Source organism: Limisphaera sp. VF-2 (assembly GCF_049537125.1).
In the GTDB taxonomy this organism is placed as follows: Bacteria; Verrucomicrobiota; Verrucomicrobiia; order Limisphaerales; family Limisphaeraceae; genus Limisphaera.
Map to the genome: position 1 here is coordinate 1,427,134 of NZ_JBMVQY010000001.1, position 21,273 is coordinate 1,448,406.

Sequence of the window (21,273 nt, forward strand, 5' to 3'; positions counted from 1 at the left end):
CCACCTCACGACCGTGCCGCATGCGCCAACACGCCCTGAGCCAGCCACTGCTCCAGGGCCCGCGGCGGGACCAGGCCCACGATCTGATCCACCGGGCGGCCGCCGGCAAACATCATCAGTGTGGGCACGCCAGTCACGCCATACCGCATCGCCAGTTCGGGCGCCTCGTCCACGTTGACCTTGAGAAAGCGAATCCGGTCGGACCACTCGGCCGCCAAACGCTCCAAAACCGGGGCCAGCATCCGACACGGCCCACACCAGGGTGCATAGAAATCCACCACCACCGGCCGGTCGGCGCCCTGCACCTCGGCCTCGAACTCCATCTCATTCACTTCGCGCACCATACGCTTCATCCTTTCCTCGGCTTTTTTTCTGCTCGAGTCACGGGGCTAGAGCCGCGAATCGGTCCCCGGTTACAAACCCATGGCGATTCCGCGGTACAAATCTGATGAGTCGACCCTTGAAGCCCGGGTGAAGAACAGCCTCCGGACAAGCGTCCCACGGGCTGCAAAACCCAGGTCCTCCCTGGTCAGGCCCCCGCGAAAGTCTCCGGGCAATGCTCCCCGCCCCGTCAGAGATCGATCCCGCCCTGCGCCCGTCCCGGCAACCGGCTCCCGCGCCGGCGGCCGTCACCGCGCCCGGTACACCAGGGCCTCCCGAATGGCCACTTCCCGGCCTTGCGAGCGCGGATCGACCGCGCCCGTGGTTACGATCCGCAGTGTGTGACGCCCGTTCCGCAAGCCGTGGATTTGCCACAGGACATTGTCGTGCGTGTTCGGTACGATGTACGCGTCCAGGAGAAGATCCTGTTTCTTGCCGTCCAGATACACCTCCGCGCGACCTCCGCGTTGCGTCAGTCGGCCCAGAATCGCCACGGCCACGCCCTCGAACTGCAACACGGCTTCGTCGCCCGCCTCTACACTCACCCGGGCGCCGTCCCCGTCCCGCCACCCGCCCGACCAGGTCCATGCGGCATCCTGCACGGACAGGCGCCGATCCGGAATTCCCGGCGACCACTGCTCCAGCCGCGGGGCGCGCGGGCGCTGGGTTCGGATCACGACCTCGGTCTCCGTCACCCGCCCGCCCGTGCGGCGGATCAGCTCCAGTGCCCGCGCCTCGGTGGATCGAACAATGTCGTTGAAAGAGTAGTCCGTGAAGTCAAACTTCCGGTCCACCAGCAACTCCAGGCCCGCCTTGAATTTCTCCGGAATGCGTTCATATCCGAGCATGACCCCGAGAATGCCTGCGGCGTTGGACGGATTGCAGTCCGAATCCTGTCCGCACCGGGTACTGATTTCCAACGTGCGTTCGAAGTCAGTTCCGCCGTACAACAGTCCCAGGGCGATGTACGCCCCGTTCAGCTTGGCGTCGATGTTGAAATCCCGCTGGAAGCCATCCGGGCAGGGATCGTCCCGGTTCCATTTCTCCTCGATCCGATGCCACACCCGGCGCCAATCCGCGGGATGTTCCGCATGCCAACGGAGGACGTCGGCAATCAGGCGGGCATACTCGCTCCGCGCCGGAAGACACCGAAGTCCGGCCTCCACCACCCGACGTGGGTCCTGCTCGAAGAAGGCCGCCGCGTACATCCCGCAAACGAACATCCCGCCGTACAAGCCGTCGCCGTAGTTCATGACCCGGCCCACGCGATCACAGTACCGGATCGCTTCCCGGGGCAAGCCCGGGCACATCAGCCCGATGAAGTCCGACTCGATCTGAAAATCGATGTCATTGGCGTGAAAGTTGTACCGGGGATGTCCCGACCAGGGCGCGGCGATCCCTTGATTCAGCGCGCGTCGGGCGCCAGCATTGGCATGCCAGAGGTGATACCGGGAAGTCTTGAAGGCCTCCGCAAAGTGCTGCAGAGTCGCGTCCAGCCCCACCTCGTCCAAGACCTTGGCAAATGTCATCTCCACGTAGAGATCATCCTGGTGGAGCGCGTTCTCCAGCATCCCCGGCTCCCATCGCAGTTCCCACTCGCCGATGCGCCCGCAGGACCGGAACTCGGTGGGCGCTCCGTAGGCCACACCAATCATCTGGCCCGCCCAGCCGCCGCGGATTTTGTCGAGCAAGGCAGCGCGGCTCAGCCGTTGCGCGGCTCCCGACGCGGTCAGGATTGCATGTCCCCAGAAAAGGAGTGTCAGGACAACCGGAAGGGAGAGGACTCGGTTCATGACGCCAGACTGGGGCGCCCCCATTTCCCGGTCAATTCCCTTTCACGTTCGGAGCTCCCGGCCGATGTCTGTCGCCCCGCATCGCGTCGCCTGCTTCCTGGCAAAACCTTGGACCGTGGCGGACGGCGCCTTCAGGGCCGTGGCGGGCAAGGGCGACCAGCTGCTGGCGGCGTCAGTGGCGGTCGGTGTGCATACGGGAAGGTTCAGACCAGGGCACACCCCGGCCGGAGGGATCGCCCAAGGGCTTTGGGACGTCGACGCCGGACCTGCAGGAGGTGTCGGAGCTGCGTTTTTGGGGCTCATGACCCCGAGGCTCCCAAGCCGGGCTCATGAGGCGCGCGGGCTTTCCCGGACTCCGGGACTAAAGATATTGACGATGGCGGAGAACGATTGAATGATCCCTGTCAGACACCTGGCCCGCGCCCGTGGGGGCACCAGGCCGCCTTGCGGGAAGTCGGCTCGAGTCCGACAGGGCGCGCCCGGGAGCTCATCAAATCCAAAAACTCATCCATGGACAAGGTCACCCGCTACGAATGGCACGGAAGCTGGCTGTTGCTAACGCTGCTGGGCTTCTTCGTGATTACGATCCCCATTGCGGTCGTTTACTTCATCACGCGCCTCCTGAAGATCGAGACCCAGGTGAGCGACGCACAGAAGTTGTCCGAGTTCCTGCGGTCCAAAAAGTAATCCGCCGGAGCAGACAAGCCTGCGCATTCGCTGACCTTGGTTCGCATGGAGTCGCTTGTTTGCGACCGCCGGGTGCCGCCGCGCCATCCTTGCCACCAGGCGGGGTCCCCGGCGCAACGGGCGCCACAGGTTGGAGATGTGGGCCACGGAACGCGGCGCAAGCGCGGATGCGCGCATTGAAAGCGCCGCGCAGCCGTTCCGGCAGGAGCTCCGGCCGGGTCAAGAGTCAAGTGGCCCCGGCTCGATGTTGCGCCCTGTGCACCAGCCGGCCATCGGAAGTATTTCAGAGGGGGCTTACAGGTCGTGAACCACGAAAACAAGCAGGGACTCAGATCTTGATCCCGTAGGCCTTGATTTTGTTGTAGAGGGTCTGGCGGCCGATGCCGAGCCGCCGGGCGGCTTCGACCTTGTTCCCTCCCGTGGCTTTCAGCATTTGGATGATGGCGTTGCGCTCGACGCCCTCCAGAAGGGTGAAATTGGTGTCGGGGGAGACGGCTGTGTCGTCCGGGGACCGTGCAATGGACAAATCGGCGGCGTCGATCATGGGGCCGTCGCTGAGCAGCACGGCGCGTTGAATCTCGTTCTGCAACTGACGGACGTTGCCGGGCCAGTCGAAGTTCAAGAGCCTGTCGATGGCCGCCGGAGTGAATCCATTGATGACACGGTTGGCCTGGGCACTGAACCGGCGCAGGAAAGCCTGCGCCAGCGGGAGAATATCGTCCCGGCGCTCCCGCAGGGGGGGCAGGTGAATGGAGACCGTGCTGATGCGGTAGTAGAGGTCCTCGCGCAATTTGCCCTCTTTGATGGCCTCCTCGGGTTTGCGATTGGTGGCGGTGATGATGCGGCAGTTGGTTTTGTACGTGACCTTGCTTCCGATGGGCCGGACCTCCTGGTCCTGCAGGACCCGCAGCAGTTTGCTTTGCGTGTCCACGGGCATCTCGGAGATTTCGTCGAGGAAAAGGGTGCCGCCCTCGGCCTGGCGAAACAGGCCTTCGCGGTCCGTGTGAGCTCCGGTGTAGGCCCCTTTGACGGAGCCAAACAGTTCGCTTTCGATCAGTTCGCGCGGCAGGGCGGCGCAGTTGACCTTGATGATGCGGTTTTTGTTGCGCTTGCTGAGGCTGTGGAGCAGGTCGGCGATGACTTCCTTGCCCGTGCCGCTCTCGCCGGTGATGAGGACGGTCACATCGGTCGGGGCAATGCGTTCCACGGTGCGGATGACCGCCTGCATGGCGGCGCTCTTGAAGATGGGCGAATTGAGGCCGCTGAAGGTGGCCAGGGCATCGCGGAGGGCACTGTTTTCAGCCTGCTGCGCCTTGTGTTCCAGGGCGCACTGCAGGTCGGCCATCAACTTGCCCAGCTCGAACGGCTTGCTGATGAAGGTGTAGGCACCGAGGCGGCCGGCCTCGACGGCGACGTCGAGGGTGCCGTGACCGCTCAAGATGATGATTTCGGTTTCGGGCCAGCGCTGCCGGATGCCCGGCATGAGGGTGAGGCCGATGTCCTGGGGAACGGCTCCGGGCGTTTCCGGCAACTTGTAATCGAGCAGAACGACGTCCGGCGCCTCCCCGTCCAGCAGGCTGCGCAGGCCGGCGGCGCTGTCGGTGGTCTGGACCTCGTAATCGTTCTGGGACAGAAAGGAGCCGACCAGCTCCCGCATGTCCGGGTCGTCATCCACCAGGAGGATTCTTGCCTTCATAGCATCCGGTTTCCATTGGCCGCGCAGGCTTGCACAAAGGCCGTGAAGATCGCCCGGTGACCCGGGTAACGGTCCTGCAGCCGCTCGGGATGGAACTGGACCGAAAGAAGAAATGGCAGGGCATGGCGGTACGTCCCTGCCAGTTCCAAGCCCTCGATCACACCATCGGAGCTGGTGGCCGTTACCTGTAACAGGCCGGCGACGCGGTCCACGGCCTGGTGATGGGTGCTGTTAACCCCGAGCACCTGCGTACCGGTTATAGTGTGGAGCAGCGAGCCGGGTGTCAATTGCACGTCATGCGCCACATCGTTCTTGCGCCGGCTCTGGTAATGCCTCAACGCGCCCGGTCGCTGCGTGGGCAGGTCCAGCACCAACGTCCCCCCCAACGCCACGTTCAGCAGTTGGTGTCCCCGGCAAATGGCCAGCAAGGGTTTGCGCTGTCGAAAGACCTCGCGAAGGACCAACAATTCCGCCCAGTCGCGCCGCCCGCCATCAGGCGTCAGTTTCAAGGTCTTTTGCAAAGCGGAAGGAACGCGCGAACGGTAGAGCCTCGGGTTGATGTCGTAGCCGCCCGTCAGCAGCACACCGTCACAGCGGGCGACCAGTTCCACCACGGAGGATTCCTCCGCCACGGGCGGCAGGGCCATCGGCAGCGCCCCCGCCTGTTCCAGGGCCAGTCCATAGGCCCACGACAAACTCAGCGAAGGGTCTCCGAACTCCACCCCGCGCCGATCGACATCGGCGGTGACCAGCACCAGAGGCTTCCGGGTCATCGTCCGGACCGTAGCAAATGATTCAGTCTCTTGCCAATACGCGGCCGGCGGCTGCCCCCGGCCGGCGCATTTCAGACAGTCCCGGAAGCGCGGCGGAATTTCCGGGCATCCCCGGCATGGCACACCCGGGGAAACGGGCCTTTGCCCGGAGCGCTGGAATCCGCGGCTCAAAAACCGAATGCGCGCCCAAGAGACTCAAGTTCTCCGGCCAGGGGCGTCCGGAGGGCGTGGCTCCACCCGGGCCCGGGGCGGAACCTTCCACCAGGTCCACAGCACCAAAAGTCCGAACCCGGTGTAAAGCACAGCAAACAGCCACAACGGCGCATCGTAAAACAGGAACCGGTGGACCCAGTGTTGCATAAACGTCTGTTGATAGGCCGGTTGGCCGGCTTGCAGGCGCAGCCAGGATTCCAACTGCGTCAGGGGACATAGCCGGCCCAACCACGCTTGTACGATGACCAAACCCAGCATGACCGCGTGCGCCCAGCGAAACGCCGGAGACCGAATCCAGCTCCAGCCCAACCACGCCCCCACCCAAACGGCCAGCCACCCGCCGACCACGAACACGACCACGGCCAGGTGCACCGCCAACACCGCATCGGCCAACACCGAGTACATATGGGCCCTCCCCATGTTCCGGTCCCGCACTCCGCACTTTTACGATGAACCCGTTGCTTCCGCGAAGCCAGCCCGGGACTCGACCCCCTCGAAGAGCTCCCCTTCCGTGCCGGCCTCCCGGGAAGTGGACTGCGAGGTCGCCCCCGGTTGGGGCCGACACCGCGTTGCCGGTGGCTATTCGCGAGTGTCGCCCCCGGAAAGGCCCCCATTACCGGCGACCTTTGAAGCTGCAGAAGGGGCGGCGGCGACAGCAGGGGACTCCGTAACCGCGACCGCAGGTTCCGGCGCAGACGGCAGGGTGAAATAAAAGGTCGCGCCGCGGCCCGGCTGGCTTTCCACCCAAACGCGACCGCCGTGCCGCTGCACGATGTGTTTCACGATGGCCAGGCCCAACCCCGTACCGCCTTGCTCGCGGGAACGGGCCTTGTCCACCCGGTAGAACCTTTCGAACACCCGTTCGCAGGCCTCCGGTGGCAGACCGGGGCCGTCGTCGGCCACGGCGACCTCCACCCATTCGTCCGACGAGGTCCGGGCTCGGACCCACACACGGCCGCCCTGCCGGCCGTACTTGATGGCGTTGTCGAGCAGATTGGCCAGCACCTGTTCGAGGCGCAGTGGATCGGCCCGGACACGCAGAGGGGGAACCTGGGATTCCAATTGGATCTGCCTGGCAGACGCCCGCGGCTGAAAGTCCTGCAGGATTTTGCCGACAAAATCCGGCAACGAGATCGGGCGGGGTTGAAGGGCCACCTGACCGGATTCCAATTCCGCCAGGGTGAGGAGGTCCTCGATCAGCAGCTCCAGACGGTTCGCGTTGCGTGCAATGGTCTGAAGGCAGCGTTGTTGGAGGGCGGGATCGCTGGCCGCGCCGGTCAGGAGGGTTTCCACATACCCTTTGATGTGCGAGAGCGGGGTTCGCAACTCGTGGCTCACATTGGCCACAAACTCCTGTCGGACACGTTCGAGTTGTTTGAGCCGGGTCAGGTCACTGAACACCAGGATGGTGTGCAGGCGTTTCCCCGCGGCATCGAAAAGGGCGGCGGCACTGACCCGCAGCCAGCGTTCGGGAGGACCGCTCCAGGCCAGTTCCCGGGTCAGGGCGGGCTGTTCAGGCGACAGCGCGCGGGACAGTTCATCCAGCTCGTGCCAGCGCAGGGCCGCCAGCAGCGGTTGGCCCTCCGGAGCGGCGGGCGGCTGGAACAGTGATCGAAAGGCGGGATTGGCAAGCAAAACCCGGTGATGTTCATCCAACAGCAGAATGCCTTCGGCCAGCGTGTTGAGCACCGCGGTCAAGCGTGTCTGAGCTTCTTGAACAAACTCCGTGTGGGACCGGGCCCAGCGTTGGACGGTCTGTTCATGGATCTGCCGGAGCTCGCGGTAGCGGCGGCGCCAGCCCAGGTGCAGCAGCACCAGCGCCACGAGCAAGCCCGCACACAGGACGGCAAGCCCCATGGACGTATCATGGCCCACGCCATCGAGGTGCTCAAGGGGCGAACCGGTAACCGACTCCACGAACCGTTTCCAGATGGTGCGCGGCCGGGCCCAGTTTCTCGCGCAGCCGCCGCATATGGGTGTCCACCGTGCGACTGTCCACCGTCGGGGCGTAATCCCAGACGTCGCGCAACAACTGTTCCCGGCTCTGCACCCGGCCGCGACGCTGCGCCAGGGTGGCCAACAGCTTGAACTCGGTCGCCGTCAGATGCACGACCTGCCCCGCCACGGTCACCTGATGCGCCGGCACGTCGATCACCAGGTCCTCGAACTGCAGAACCTCGGCGGGCTCGCCCGGGCCTTTCCGTTCCAGGAGCTTCCGGACGCGCAGCACCAGTTCCCGCGGGCTGAACGGCTTGGTCACATAGTCGTCCGCTCCCAGTTCGAGGCCGAGCACGCGATCCACCTCGGTGGCGCGGGCAGTCAGCATCAAAATCGGGATGCCGGCCGTGGCCGGATCCCGCCGCAGCCGTTTGCACACCTCCAAACCATCCGTTTCCGGCAGCATGAGATCCAGCACGATCAGTTGCGGCAGACGAGCCCGAGCCTTTTCCAACGCGGCCGCTCCATCTTCCGCGGTGAGGACCTCGAAGCCGGCCTGGCGCAGATGCAAACTGACCAACTCGAGCGTCTCCGGCTCGTCGTCGACGACAAGGATGCACGGTTTGGCGCTCATGATCCGATCATGATTCGGTCGGGGCGGGTGGAGCTCCCGTCTTGGGCAGGTGACGGATGTCACTGGCCTCGCAAAGATAGACGACATCCTCGGCGATGTTGGTGGCGTGGTCGGCGATTCGTTCCAGGCACTTGGCGGCCGTCAGCACCTCCAGACACTGGGGAACCGCCTCCGGATGGGCCTGCATGTAGCTCACCAGTTTCTCGCGCACGGCCTTGTGAGCGGCGTCCACAGACTGATCCCGGGGGATCAGCGCCCGGGCGGCCTCCGGATCCCGTCGCACAAATGCGTCCAATGCGTTTTTGAGCATCGTGCGCGCCTCCCAGGCCAGTGGATGGAGGTCCACGTCGATCCGCACCGGAGGCTCGCTGGCCAGTGCGCGCGCCCGCTTGGCGATTTTGGCCGCCTCGTCCCCGATGCGTTCGAGGTTCTGGGAGATTTTCATGGCCATGGTGACCATCCGCAGGTCCCGCGCCAGCGGAGCCTTGGACAACAAAACAATGGCGCGTTCGTCCACCTCGATCTCCAACCGATCCAGAACCGTATCAGCATCGCGCACCTGCGTGGCCAGCTCGGGATCCCGCTGCTCGAAGGCCTGCAAAGCGCGGTGGACTGCCTGCTCGGCCAGGCTGCCCATGGTCAACAGGCGTTCGTTCAGCTCCTGCAATTCGCGCTCAAAAGGAACCTCCATGGATGGACTCCGGCTCAGCCAAATCGGCCCGTGACATAATCCTCGGTCCGTTTGGATTTGGGACTGGTGAAGATCTTGTGCGTGGGGCCGGCTTCCTCCAGCCGACCGAGATAGAAGAAGGCGGTGAAATCCGAGATCCGGGCGGCCTGCTGCATGTTGTGCGTGACGATGACGATGGTGAACTGGCGCTTCAGTTCGAGAATGAGCTCCTCGATCCGCGCCGTGGCCACCGGATCGAGTGCCGAGCACGGCTCGTCCATCAACAGGATTTCGGGCTGATTGGCAATGGCGCGGGCGATGCAAAGGCGTTGCTGCTGGCCCCCGGACAGCCCCAGGGCACTGCTGTGCAGCCGGTCCTTCACCTCGTCCCAGAGCGCGGCCGCTCGCAGACTCCGCTCCGCCACCTCCTCCAACACCGCCCGCTGCCGCACCCCGGCCACGCGGAGCGGATAAACCACGTTCTCGAAAATCGACTTGGGGAAAGGGTTCGATTTCTGAAAGACCATGCCGATCCGTTTGCGCAGTGCAATCACCTCCAGGTGAGGATCGAAAATACTGCGGCCGCGGATGCGAATGTCCCCGCGATGATGCGCCCCCTCGATCAGATCGTTCATCCGGTTGAGGCTGCGCAACAGCGTGGTCTTGCCACAGCCCGACGGACCGATCAGGGCCGTCACGTGCCGTTCGGGAATCGTCAGATTCACATCGAAAAGCACCTGCTGCGGCCCGTAGAAAAAGTCGAAGTGCTCGATTTCGATCAACCGCGGGTCGTAACCCGGGGCTGTATCCGCCTGGCCCCGGGGCTCCGCCGTCTGCAAACGCACGGCCGTGCCTCCGGCCGGGGCGGTCCCTTGGAAAGAATCGGCATCCATGGCTTGTGGCTGGGTCAACGATGTCAGAACCGGCATAACCATCTCAAATCAAAAGGCGCCGGAGGCATACTTCCGCCGCAGATGATTCCGCAGGCCGATGGCAGTCAGATTCAGCACCACCACCAGGGCCAACAGGAACAGGGTCGTGGCAAAAACCATCGGCTGCGCCGCGTCGCTGTCCGGCGATTGAAACCCCAGGTCGTAAATGTGAAAACCCAGATGCATGAATTTCTGGTCCAGGTGGACGTAGGGAAACGTGGTGTTGATCGGCAGTTCGGGCGCCAGTTTCACCACCCCGACCAGCATCAGCGGCGCGACCTCGCCGGCCCCGCGGGCCATGGCCAGAATCAGGCCGGTGAGGATGCCCGGAGCAGCCGCGGGCAGCACCACCCGCTGGATGGTCTGCCATTGCGAAGCGCCACAGGCCAGGGAACCTTCGCGTGTGCTGCGGGGCACGGCCGCCAGAGCCTCTTCGGTGGCCACGATGACCACCGGGACCGTCATCAGCGCCAGCGTCAGACTGGCCCACAAAAGGCCCCCCGTGCCGAAGGTGGGAGTCGGCAGGCGCTCTGCAAAAAACAGCCGGTCCACCTGTCCCCCCAGCACGTACACAAAGAACCCCAGCCCGAATACCCCAAACACGATGGAGGGCACGCCGGCCAGATTGTTGACCGCAATCCGGACCGCACGGGTCAACCAGCCCTGCCGCGCATACTCGCGCAGGTACAACGCCGCCACCACGCCCAGCGGCGTGACGGCCAGACTCATCAGCACGGTCATCACAAACGTGCCGAAAATGGCCGGGAAAATGCCGCCCTCCGTGTTGGCCTCCCGCGGCTCCTGCGTCAGAAACTCCCGCAGCCTGGTGGCAAACACCTGCAGCCGTCCGAACCACCCCAGATCGTTCGGGGCGTAAAACGAAAGGAGGCGTCCCACCGGCACCCGGTGCTCTTCCCCGGTGGGCAGACGGCATACCAGCCGATCCCGCTCCTGCGCCGCACGCAGTTCCCGTGCACGGCCGGCCAACGTTTCGTAGGCGGCCTCCAGTTCCCGCTGACGCTGACGAATCCCGGCCAGCTCCGCGGACACGTCCCCGCCGCCGGCCTGCCGACGTTCCAGCGCCCTCAGCCGCCAGTGCAGCTTTTCCAATTGCCGATTGAGTTCGCCGATCTCCCTTTTCTCCAGCCGCCGGATCTCGCCGCGGCGCTGATGGGCCTCCTCGATCCTCTGCTGCAACGTGGCCAAAAAGGCCGGGTGTTCTGCCGGAAGCGGTTCGGCCCCCGGACTCTCGAGTGCCACCGGATAGGCCAACAACGGTCCGTACTCCGTGCGCTCCAGCCGCAGCAATCCCGAGGGCATACGCACCCGCTCCACGTCCGCAACGTCCACGAAGCGGAAGGCCTGGCCGTACACGTCCTTGTTGCCCAAAAACAACTGCCACTCGCGGTCTTCCGACGGCCCCGCCACCTCCACCGCCGGGTGCCTCTTGCGCCGCTCCAGCACCCGCTCGCCCGCCAGTACCCGCGAGCCCCGAAACTGGGGCGAGCTGTCCGCCTTCAGGGTGATTTCCACCACGCGCCGGGGCCAAAAGGCTTTGAGCCCTTGCACCAGCACCAGGCCCAGCAACCCGAGAATCATTACCAATCCCACGGTCAGCCCGACCGCGGTAAACCAAACCCACGGCTCCCCGGGTGCCCGCACGCGTTCCTGCCATGGACCTCGGCCTTGCATCGCTCAGAGCGTCTTGAATCGATCCCGCAACCGTTGGCGCAAGATCTCGGCCACCGTGTTGATGACGAACGTGAACACGAACAACAGCAGCGCCCCGAGAAACAGGGTGCGGTACAACGTGCTGTGATGCGGCGCTTCGGGCAGCTCCACAGCCAGGTTGGCCGACAACGTCCGCATCCCGGAGAACGGGTTGAAACTCAGGATGGGCGTGTTCCCCGTGGCCATCACCACGATCATCGTCTCGCCCACGGCCCGGCCCAACCCGACCATCAGGGCGGAGAAAATGCCGGCGGAGGCCGTGGGAAGCACAATGTAAAGGGCGGTTTGCCAGCGGCTCGCCCCGAGCGCCAGCGATCCGCTGCGCAAGGTGGCCGGCACGTTGGACAGGGCATCCTCCGCCAGCGTGAAGATGATGGGAATCACGGCAAATCCCATGACAAATCCCACCACCACCGAGTTGCGCTGCTGAAAATCCGCCCCCGTAAACGCCGGCCACCAGAGCCGAAAATCCGCCACCCGCTCGCCGGTCGCGGGGTCGGTCACTACAAACAACCATCGCTCCAACACGGGCCCCCACATCCAACCCGCCAAACCCGCCAGACCCAGCACCGGCACCAGGGCCAGAAACTCGTACCCCGGCCGCACCCGGGCCCGCCACACCACGGGCAAACGCGACCAGAGCGCCCCCATCGCCAGGGCCGCCAGCGGCACGAGGACGAGGATCAACAACACCGAAGGCACGCGGGTTTCCAACCGCGGGGCCAACCACAACGCCCCCAGAAAACCGAGCACCACCGACGGCAGCGAGGCCATCACTTCCATCGTCGGCTTCACCACGCCCCGAAACTCCGGTGGCGCAAACTGCGAAACATACAGCGCCGCCAGCAGCGCCACCGGGACCGCAAACAACATCGCGTAAAACGTCCCTTTCAAGGTGCCCACCATCAGCGGCACCATCGAAAGCTTCGGCTCGAATGCATCCGACCCGCCCGTCGACTGCCATTCAAACCGCGGCCGATCCGCCCCCTCGTACCAAACCCTGCCAAAAAAGGCGCGCCAACTGGCCTCGGGATGCGGATCCTCCAGGCGGTACACACGCAGATTCTGCTGCGCATCCAGCAACACCAGCCGATCGTACTTGCTGTTGAGCGCCGCCAGTTGGACCGGCACCTCCAGGTCCGTGTGCCACCGTACCTTCTCCGTGGTGGCATAGCAGAGACGCACCTCGGCTCCCTGACCGATGACGAAAGCCTTGTTGCGCTGACTGGCACAGTAAAACGCCGGCGGGCCCGCCAGATCGGGAAACTGCTTGGTGCGCCCGAAGACCCGGTCGCCCTCGGCCCCGGGCCGGAACAGCGAGTACAACCGCACGCGCCCCTCGGCATTGCCCAGGACCAGCGTTACGTCCCCCAGCAAAAAGTCCATCAACACGATCTCGGTACGGAGACAGTCTTCGAAGGGACGGAATCGCTGCCGCAACCGGAGGGCCCTCCCCTCGCGGTGAAAGTAGAGAATCTCCCCCTCCGCCGTGGCCATCAGAATCGCATCGGCCATCCGGTTGACCAACAGGTGAGTGAGGCGGCCGGGGACCTGGTCGGTCAGATCGAAGGTCGCCTCCACGCGCACCTGGCCCGCGCCAAGCAGGCCGCGTGTCTGCGTCAACAGGGCGGCACGGACCTCGAAACGCCCCTCCACTTCCTGGGCCAGGGCCACCAGTTTGTCCGTCCCGCTGTCTCCGTAGTCCACCGCGCGCACCGGATGGCCCGGCCTGGCCAGGGCGGGCAGGAGTTGCACTTGCACGTCGGGGTCCAACCGACGTTCGCCGCCACCATGCACCGTCCGATACCGGATTTCGATCCGTTCCAGACGCCCATCCCGCGTCCCGCAGAGCAGTTCCTGCCGGCCGGGGTGATAACGCCAGGCCGTTACCTCCACGTTGTCTTCCGGAAAAAGCGGATGCACCCGGTGCTGCCCCGGCCGGTTCAACTCCACAAAATGCAACCGTCCCCGCCGGTCCAGCAGGAACGGCATCTCGCCATACTCATCCAAACCGAGGGCCAGATACTCGGCAGTGTCCGACGCGGGCACCACTTGCAGAGTCTGCACAGTGGCCCCGCGAAACAGCGGCAGCACCTGCCAGAGAATGAAAACGAAAATGCCCAACACCACCGTGATGATGGCCACGCCCCCCACGGTGATGAACCGGTTCATGAACCGGTCCCACCACAGTGTGCTCCGCGCCGTTTCGTAGCGCTGCGGCAGTGGCGCCCGGGTCGGGGGTGGCAGAACGGCTTCGGGCATTCTCGGGAAAGGCACCCCTGCGAGGTGGCGCCCGGAGATATTAGTCCATCAGTTTTTTCAGCTCTTCCTGCACCAACGCAGCGGGCAAGGGGTAGTAACCGTCTTTGACGACCACCTCCTGCCCCGCCCTGGAGAGGACGAACCGCAGAAATTCCAGGGTCAACCGATCCAACGGCCGCCCCGGCGGCTTGTTGACATAGATGTACAAGAAGCGCGCCAGGGGATAAGTCCCGTTCAGCGCGCTTTCCAAAGTCGGAGGATGCGGCTGGCCGTCGGGCCCCACCAGCGGAACGGCCCGCACTCCGCTGGTGATGTAACCGATTCCCGAATACCCGACCCCGGCAAGGTCACTGGCCACGCCCTGTACCACCGACGAGGACCCGGGTTGTTCCTTCACCGTGGGCTTGAAGTCGCCGCCAAGGAGGGCGTGGTCTTTGAAGAAGCCGTAGGTGCCCGAGGCGCTGTTCCGGCCGTACAGGGAGATGGGCCGACTGGCCCAGGCGCCGGTCAGCCCCAGGTCTCCCCAGCGTTCGATGGGCGGCCCACCGCGCTTCCGCGTGCTGGAAAACAAACTGTCCACCTGCTCCAGAGTAAGACTGGCCAGCGGGTTGTCCTTGTGAACATAAATGGCCAGGGTGTCGATGGCCACGCGAATCTCGGTGGGTTTGTAGCCGTACTTCCGCTCGAAGGCGTCGCGTTCCGTCCCTTTCATTTCGCGGCTCATCGGACCGAGCTGCGCGGTGCCCTCGATCAATGCCGGGGGTGCCGTGGACGAGCCCTTGCCCTCGATCTGAATGCGCACGTTCGGATACACCGCCTGAAACCCCTCCGCCCACAGGGTCATGAGGTTGTTGAGAGTGTCCGAGCCAATCGAGTTGAGATTGCCCGAAACCCCGGGGACCCGCTCGTATTCGGGAAGGTTCGGATCCACCTTCACCGGCGCCGCCATCGCATGCACGGCCACCATCAAACAACCCCACGCCCACAAGGCCCGGGATTTGCGCTGCCTCCAAGCGGAGGGCGAAACAAACGAGGGCATCGTCCTCACTGCGTGAACCGTGCCGGATCGAATCGTGTTCATGATCATGTCACCTTTCCTTGCCACGTAGTTGGGCTTGGGACCCGGCCGGCCACGGCCGAGGGATTGGTTCCGGGAACCAACTCCCGCACGGGCACCAACCCGCAGCCCGGGACCTTTCCGGATCCCACCCCAACCTCCTCCGCCAAGATGACAGCTTTTTGACGATTTTGTTACGGTTCGGTGACAACCCAACAACCGATCCGCCTCGACCCCTCTTGGGCGCATTTCCGTTTTTGGTCCCGGGGATTGGACTGCCCGAAGCAAATGCCGGTTTCCGCAGAGTTCCCCGGACCCGGGAGGCCCGACAGGCCACTGAGCCTCCGCAGGGTTCAAAAACTGAAATGCGCTTCGAGAGCGTATCTGCGGCGTCGGGGTCCTGCCTGCACCAACGCGGCAAACGACAATTGTCCCACGCCGCCTCTGCAATTGCTTCTCCACGCAATCCTTTCAGGACCGGAAACGTTTCGCCCTCCTCGGCGCACCTTGGATTTTCCCTCAACCGGGCGCAGAGACGCCGATTCAAAGAGGCGCCTCGGGCAGCCGAACCGCTTCGTTCCGGGGCGAATGGGTGAGCCTGCGGCGCTCTTGACGCCCTGTCTGTCCATCCACCCGCCCGAGGCAGCGCGTCGGGGAACCGGATTCCCCAATTCGTTCCGCCCTGACGAGGCGGAATTCGGTATGGGCACGTCCGGTCCGCGCGATGGGGTCACCGGGTCGTGTCCATTCAGGACGCCGTGGTTCCCTGGGTCCTGCATTCGCAGAGCGTTGCCCCGGGCCGCCGATGGAAATCCAACTTTGGCGCGTGGACGGACCGGTGCGATCCGCAGAGCGCGCAGGCTGCATCTGTTTTTGGAGATCCGGATTCAGGAATTCCGACGACATACCCTCTGCCTTCATTTCTTCTCCACGCTCTCTTCTCCACGCCGAGCAGGTCCAAAACTCCATCGATGTCGAGGATGCCCGAAAACCGGAAACGGGCCGACCTCTCTCGACTGCCGGCCTCGCGCGTTGACGGTCCGAGGATCCCGTGTAATTTGCGGCCGAGCGATTATGCGAAGACTCCTTTGCCTCTCATTGCTGCTCCTGAACTTCGGTCTCACGCACCCATCCCACGGTCACGACCGCGCCCGCGCGCCGCTGCGCGTCCCCGACCTGCCCGGCTTCCTCACGTTGAAGTGTGACTTCCATACCCACACCGTCTTTTCCGACGGCAAGGTTTGGCCGGACATCCGCGCGGAGGAGGCCTGGCGGGAGGGCCTGGATGCCATCGCGATCACGGACCACATCGAACATCAGCCTCACAAGAAGGACCTCCCCACGGCCCACAACCGCTCCTACCAAATTGCCCGCGGCCACGGCGAGGCCCTTCAGCTCCTCGTGATCCCGGGGTCCGAAATCACCCGCTCCATGCCGCCGGGACATTTGAACGCCATTTTCCTGAAGGACGCCACCAGGCTGGACGTGCCCGACTGGCGGGACGCACTTGCGGAGGCGCGTCGGCAGGGCGCTTTTATCTTTTGGAATCACCCCGGATGGCGCGCTCAACAGCCCGACGGCCGCGCCCGGTGGTACCCGGAACATGACCAGCTTCTGGCTCAGGACCAGCTCCACGGCATCGAGGTTGTCAACGAGCGCGACTACTACCCCGAGGCCCACGCCTGGTGTCTGGAGAAAAACCTCACCATGCTCAGCAACTCGGACATCCACAACCCCATCGGCCTCGATTATGACCTGCACCTCGGAGACCGTCGGCCCGTCACGCTGGTCTTCGCCCGGGAACGCAGCCTCGACGCCATCCGCGAAGCGCTCTTTGCCCGTCGCACGGCCGTCCTGGCCGGCCACCGGCTCATCGGGCGCGATGAACATGTCCGGCCCATCTTTGAACGCTCCCTCCGCATCCTGACCCCGCAAGTGCGCGTCCGCGGGACCGGCCGGGCCTATGTCCAGATCCAAAACGATTCGGACATTCCTTACGAGCTCCGGTTCCGCGCCGAGGATCCGGACCTTGCATTTCCCGGGGAACTTCGTCTGCCGGCCGGACGCGTGGCCCTGCTCGAAGTGCGCGGTCGCGCCGCCGATCGCCAGGGCCAACGCACCGTGCGCCTGACCTGTGAAGTCACCAATGTGTTGATCCGCCCGGACACTCCGCTGACCGCCCACTTGGAATTCCAGGTCACGCTGGTGCCCCAGTGAATGGGGGATGAGACCGCGGCGGCCCGGAGCGGCGCGGCCGGGCAATCACCACCATGCGCCTGTACGACGCCCACAATCACCTTCAAGACGAGCGCTTCGCCGGCCGCCAGGCCGACCTCTTGCAAGCCTGCCGGCAGGCCGGCTTGGTCCGCATGGTGGTCAACGGATCCTGCGAAGAGGACTGGCCGGACGTTCTCGCCCTGGCCCGGACCTACCCCGAAGTGCTGCCCAGCTTCGGCTATCATCCCTGGTACGTGGCAGAGCGAACCGACGCTTGGCTGAAGGCGCTTCAACGGCACCTCGACGCCGCCCCGTCGGCCGTCGGGGAAATCGGGCTCGATCGCTGGAAATCCGATCTGCCGTACGAGGGTCAGGAGGAGGTGTTTCTCGCCCAGCTTGAGCTGGCGGCCGAACGAAACCTGCCCGTCAGTATTCATTGCCTCCAGGCATGGGGACGGCTCTACGAGCTGCTCCGACGCCATCGCCGGCCGGCCTGCGGGTTCCTTTTGCACAGCTACGGCGGGCCCGCGGAAATGGTGAAGCCTTTGGCCGACCTGGGCGCGTATTTTTCCTTGCCCGGTTACTTCGCCCACCCGCGCAAGACCCGCCAGCAGGAAGTCTTCCGCCTCGTGCCCCTGGAGCGATTACTCATCGAAACCGACGCTCCGGACCAACCGCTTCCTCCCGAGCGCCAACGGTACGCGTGGACAGATCCTCGAACCGGGCGGCTCCTGAATCATCCGGCCAATCTGCCCGCCGTTTACCAATTTGCTGCGGAGCTCCGAGAAATGCCGATGGAAACCCTCGCCGCTCAGGTGGAGGCCAACTTTCATCGCCTGTTCGGCGCGTTGTGCGTCCCCCACACTTCGCCCACGAGCAACCGTACCACGACGGAAGCCGCGGCAAACCCGAACGCGCCGGTGACATAACAGGCCGTGCCGTAGCCGCTGCGGCAGTCCAAACGCAAATCCACGCCGGGTGCCGGCTGCCCACACACGGAGCCGTCCGGCTGGGGAAACACCGGAGGTTCGGGCGAATAGACACACCAGACGCCCATGGGCCGACCCGGCACCCGCGGAAACCCGTGTCGCGTGCGCAACAACTTGCGCGTGGCTTGCAACAGCCGATCATGCGTGACCCGCGCCAGATCTTCCACCCGCACCTGTGTCGGGTCCCGCCGCCCTCCAGCGCCGCCCGAGCTCACCACCGGCAGATTTCGCTCCCGACAACCGGCAATCAGCAATGCCTTCAGCGCAGGCCGGTCGATCGCGTCCAACACCACGTCGTACGGGTGCGCCAAGATCTCCGCCGCCGTCCGCGCCGTAAACTGCGTCTGCCAGGGCCGCACCTCGGCCTCGGGTTGAATCAACCGCACCCGCTCGGCCAACAGCTCCACCTTGGGCCGGCCGAACTGGCCGCTCAGAGCGGGCAACTGCCGGTTCACATTCGTGATGCAGACCTCGTCGAAATCCACCAACGTCAGCCCCCCGATACCGCTTCGCGCCAGCGCCTCCACCGCCCATGAGCCCACCCCGCCCACGCCCACCACACAGACATGGGCCCGCCGCAGCCGCTCCTGCGCCGCTGCGCCCAGCAGGCGCCGGATTCCACCAAATCGTGCCTCGTAGTCTCCCGTCACAAGCCCGTTCCCATACGCAGCCGCCGATCCCGGCTCAATTCCAAACCCGCATCCGTCCTCGCCACGCACCACCGGCTCCGAACACGGCAAGTCCCGCTGCCGACGCCGAACAGGGTTGCATTCCACAGCCGCCACCGGCGCCGCAGCGGGCGCCGGTTCCCCACCCACCGCATCGCAGGGGCCCTGTCCCGGCTGCGTCCATTGTACAGGCGCCTGCACAGTCCAAACCGAGCCGACCCGTGGCTCGCTCGACCGGGGTTCGGCATTTCCGGTTTGGCCGGCCATGCTCGGTCGTGCATGTTGGCTCCGTGATGCCGCTTTGGAACCGACGCGACTTTCTTCGGGGTGTGGCCGGAATGACCGCCTGGGCGGCCACGCTGGCACGCTCCGCGAGTGCCGGGGAATCCATCGACCGCCGCGCCGTCGTGCGCCGGCACGAACCTCATGTGCACCGGTTCGATCCCTTTGCCGCACTGAGCGTGGGCAATGGCCGGTTTGCGTTCACCGCCGATCTGACCGGATTGCAAACGTTCGCACCCCAATGCGAGAAAGACTTTCCCCTCTGCACCACCGCCCACTGGGCCTGGCACACCACACCGCCCCCGCCCGGCGTGAACCCGGACGACTTCCTCTACGAGGAATACGAAACCGACGGCCGCAAAGTGCCCTACGCCACCCGATCGACCGGGCAGGAAACCCTCTACCGTTGGCTGCGGGAGAATCCCCACCGGCTCCATTTGGGCCAGCTGAGCTTCAGCCGCCCCGACCGCCCCGAGGCGCCCTTTGCGCCCGAGGACCTGCACCACTGCCACCAGCACCTGGACCTCTGGCAGGGTCTGCTCACCAGCCGCTTCGAGTGGAACGGACAACCCGTTCTCGTCCGCTCCTGCTGCCATCCCGAGCTCGACGCGTTGGCCTTTGAAATCGAAGCCCCGGCCTTCACCCGCGGCGCATTGGCCCTGTGCCTCCGCTTCCCCTACGGCTCCCCCTCCGTCGCCATGGCCGACTGGTCCGCGCCCGATCGGCATTTCACCGAGGTCGAGGCCCGGCGCCCCAACCAACTGCGATTGTTGCGCACCCTCGACGACGCGCGCTACCACGTGGTGTGGGCCTGGGAGGACCCGGCCGAACTCCGCCCCGCAGGGGATCATTCATGGCTCCTTCGACCGGCCGGCCCGCGCCTGCGCTTCGTGCTGGCCTTCAGTCCCCAACCCCTGCCCCGCCGCCTGCCCACGGTCCTCGCGACCCAAACCTCTGCCGCCCGTCACTGGACGCGATTCTGGCCCACCGGCGGCGCCGTGGATCTCGACGGCAGCACCGATCCACGCGCCGAGGAGCTCGAACGCCGCATCATCCTCTCCCAGTACAACACCGCCCTGCACTGCGCCGGACCCCTGCCGCCCGCCGAAACCGGCCTGCTCTTCAACAGCTGGTACGGCAAGTTCCACCTCGAAATGCACTGGTGGCACGCCGTCCACTTCGTCGCCTGGAATCGCTTCGACCTCTTTGCCCGCAGTCTGGACTTCTATCATCGCATCCTCCCTGAAGCCCGTGCCCTGGCCCAACGACAGGGCTACCGCGGCGCGCGCTGGCCCAAAATGGTCGGGCCCGAGGGTCGCGACAGCCCCTCGCCGGTCGGCCCCCTGCTCATCTGGCAGCAGCCCCATCCCATCTACTACGCCGAGCTCTGCTGGCGCCAGCATCCCCATCCGCGCACGCTGCAGACCTGGCGGGACATCGTTTTCGAAACCGCCGAGTTCATGGCCTCCTTTGCCCGACGCGACCGGGCCACGGGTCGCTACGTGCTCGGGCCCCCGCTCAAAACGGTCTCGGAAAACACCGATCCGCGCACGACCCGAAACCCTACCTTCGAGCTGGCCTACTGGCGCTGGGGCCTGCAAACCGCGCAGCTCTGGCGTCGCCGACTCGGCCTGCCCCGCGAGCCGCGCTGGCAGGCGGTGCTTCACGGCCTGGCTCCGCTCCCCAGCGCGGACGGGCTCTACCTGATGCAGGAAGGCATGACCGACACCTACACCCGCTGGAACTGGGAACACCCGGCCCTCCTCGGTGCCCTTGGCATGCTGCCCGGCGAAGGCGTGGACCGCGACATGATGCGTCGCACCGTTCGTCGCGTGATGGAAACCTGGCAGTGGGAACGCTGCTGGGGCTGGGATTTTCCTCTCACCGCCATGGCGGCCGCCCGTTCGGGGGAACCCGAGCTGGCCGTGGAAGCCCTCCTTCTGCCCGTGGTCAAGAATCGGTATCATCCCAACGGCCACAACTACCAACGCCCCGGCCTCACCGCCTACCTTCCCGGCAACGGGGGCCTCTTGGCCGCAGTGGCATTGATGGCCGCCGGCTGGACCGGTGCACCGCCGGTCCACGCTCCCGGCTTCCCCACGAACGGCCGCTGGCGCATCCGCCACGAGGGACTCCGACCCTGGCTGTAACCCCGCTCTCTACCAGGATCCCCGCACTCACAGAAACAAAGCCTCTCGCTGCCCGTGCCCTCGATGCCCGAACCCCGCAGAAGTCTTTTTGGCGCTTCCGGCAGCTGCTGCCGTGAGGCGGCGGAGGCTCTGTAGGAGGACTCTCCGCCGACTCCCGTCGGCGGCTACGGAGTTGGAGCTCGGTCGGCGCCGGCGTCAGG

Annotated in this window: 16 protein-coding genes and 1 pseudogene; 4 read left to right on the forward strand and 13 right to left on the reverse strand. The window is 65.2% G+C overall.

Translation table 11 applies throughout. The features are described from left to right. Positions 1–5: 5 nt before the first annotated feature. Positions 6–362: pseudogene (trxA, locus tag ACPDIT_RS05180) on the reverse strand (thioredoxin); the annotation flags it as partial. 267 nt (positions 363–629) lie between these two features. Further along, positions 630–2,174, reverse strand: coding sequence for an ADP-ribosylglycohydrolase family protein (locus ACPDIT_RS05185; RefSeq protein WP_423442110.1), 1,545 nt, complete (start codon positions 2,172–2,174; stop codon positions 630–632). A 510-nt stretch (positions 2,175–2,684) separates the two neighbouring features. On the opposite strand from ACPDIT_RS05185, the gene ACPDIT_RS05190 reads away from it, so the two are divergent. Next, positions 2,685–2,861, forward strand: a complete 177-nt coding sequence (locus tag ACPDIT_RS05190) for a hypothetical protein (RefSeq protein WP_423442111.1) — start codon at positions 2,685–2,687, stop codon at positions 2,859–2,861. Positions 2,862–3,189: 328 nt separating this feature from the next. Here ACPDIT_RS05190 and ACPDIT_RS05195 read toward each other — a convergent pair whose 3' ends face one another. The 10 genes from ACPDIT_RS05195 to ACPDIT_RS05240 all read right to left on the reverse strand — a co-directional run bounded on the left by ACPDIT_RS05195 (position 3,190) and on the right by ACPDIT_RS05240 (position 14,677). Next, positions 3,190–4,557: a sigma-54-dependent transcriptional regulator gene (locus tag ACPDIT_RS05195; protein WP_423442112.1), complete on the reverse strand. Its 1,368-nt coding sequence runs from the start codon at positions 4,555–4,557 to the stop codon at positions 3,190–3,192. After that, the gene (locus ACPDIT_RS05200; protein ID WP_423442113.1) at positions 4,554–5,330 is read right to left on the reverse strand and encodes a gamma-glutamyl-gamma-aminobutyrate hydrolase family protein; all 777 of its coding nucleotides are present in this window, start codon (positions 5,328–5,330) and stop codon (positions 4,554–4,556) included. The genes ACPDIT_RS05195 and ACPDIT_RS05200 overlap by 4 nt, the downstream gene beginning before the upstream one ends. Before the next feature lie 195 nt (positions 5,331–5,525). Further along, on the reverse strand, positions 5,526–5,948 hold the full coding sequence (locus ACPDIT_RS05205; RefSeq protein ID WP_423442114.1) for a DUF2784 domain-containing protein: 423 nt from the start codon (positions 5,946–5,948) through the stop codon (positions 5,526–5,528). Positions 5,949–6,122: 174 nt separating this feature from the next. Further along, on the reverse strand, positions 6,123–7,400 hold the full coding sequence (locus ACPDIT_RS05210; RefSeq protein ID WP_423442115.1) for a sensor histidine kinase: 1,278 nt from the start codon (positions 7,398–7,400) through the stop codon (positions 6,123–6,125). Positions 7,401–7,431: 31 nt separating this feature from the next. Continuing rightward, the gene (locus ACPDIT_RS05215) at positions 7,432–8,115 is read right to left on the reverse strand and encodes a response regulator (protein WP_423442116.1); all 684 of its coding nucleotides are present in this window, start codon (positions 8,113–8,115) and stop codon (positions 7,432–7,434) included. Between the two features lie 7 nt (positions 8,116–8,122). Next, a complete protein-coding gene (gene phoU / locus ACPDIT_RS05220; RefSeq protein ID WP_423442117.1) occupies positions 8,123–8,806 on the reverse strand; it encodes a phosphate signaling complex protein PhoU in 684 nt (227 codons plus the stop codon). Positions 8,807–8,820: 14 nt separating this feature from the next. Then, a complete protein-coding gene (pstB, locus tag ACPDIT_RS05225; protein WP_423442118.1) occupies positions 8,821–9,714 on the reverse strand; it encodes a phosphate ABC transporter ATP-binding protein PstB in 894 nt (297 codons plus the stop codon). A 12-nt stretch (positions 9,715–9,726) separates the two neighbouring features. Continuing rightward, complete coding sequence (gene pstA, locus ACPDIT_RS05230) at positions 9,727–11,409, reverse strand: phosphate ABC transporter permease PstA (protein ID WP_423442119.1); 1,683 nt, start codon at positions 11,407–11,409, stop codon at positions 9,727–9,729. A 3-nt stretch (positions 11,410–11,412) separates the two neighbouring features. Further along, the gene (locus ACPDIT_RS05235) at positions 11,413–13,710 is read right to left on the reverse strand and encodes an ABC transporter permease subunit (protein ID WP_423442120.1); all 2,298 of its coding nucleotides are present in this window, start codon (positions 13,708–13,710) and stop codon (positions 11,413–11,415) included. A 40-nt stretch (positions 13,711–13,750) separates the two neighbouring features. Further along, positions 13,751–14,677 (reverse strand): PstS family phosphate ABC transporter substrate-binding protein, encoded by a 927-nt coding sequence (locus ACPDIT_RS05240; RefSeq protein WP_423442569.1) that lies wholly within the window; start codon positions 14,675–14,677, stop codon positions 13,751–13,753. A gap of 1,164 nt (positions 14,678–15,841) precedes the next feature. Between ACPDIT_RS05240 and ACPDIT_RS05245 the strand changes: the two genes are divergently transcribed. Both ACPDIT_RS05245 and ACPDIT_RS05250 read left to right on the forward strand, forming a co-directional pair. Further along, positions 15,842–16,984, forward strand: a complete 1,143-nt coding sequence (locus ACPDIT_RS05245; protein ID WP_423442121.1) for an Sb-PDE family phosphodiesterase — start codon at positions 15,842–15,844, stop codon at positions 16,982–16,984. A 53-nt stretch (positions 16,985–17,037) separates the two neighbouring features. Beyond that, on the forward strand, positions 17,038–17,913 hold the full coding sequence (locus ACPDIT_RS05250) for a TatD family hydrolase (protein ID WP_423442122.1): 876 nt from the start codon (positions 17,038–17,040) through the stop codon (positions 17,911–17,913). On the opposite strand, the gene ACPDIT_RS05255 is transcribed toward ACPDIT_RS05250, so the two are convergent. Then, complete coding sequence (locus ACPDIT_RS05255; RefSeq protein WP_423442123.1) at positions 17,814–18,623, reverse strand: tRNA threonylcarbamoyladenosine dehydratase; 810 nt, start codon at positions 18,621–18,623, stop codon at positions 17,814–17,816. The two genes, ACPDIT_RS05250 and ACPDIT_RS05255, sit on opposite strands and share 100 nt — an antisense overlap. A gap of 311 nt (positions 18,624–18,934) precedes the next feature. Between ACPDIT_RS05255 and ACPDIT_RS05260 the strand changes: the two genes are divergently transcribed. Continuing rightward, positions 18,935–21,073 carry a glycoside hydrolase family 65 gene (locus ACPDIT_RS05260; RefSeq protein ID WP_423442570.1) on the forward strand — a complete coding sequence of 713 codons (2,139 nt, stop codon included), beginning with the start codon at positions 18,935–18,937 and terminating at the stop codon, positions 21,071–21,073. Positions 21,074–21,273: the final 200 nt, after the last annotated feature.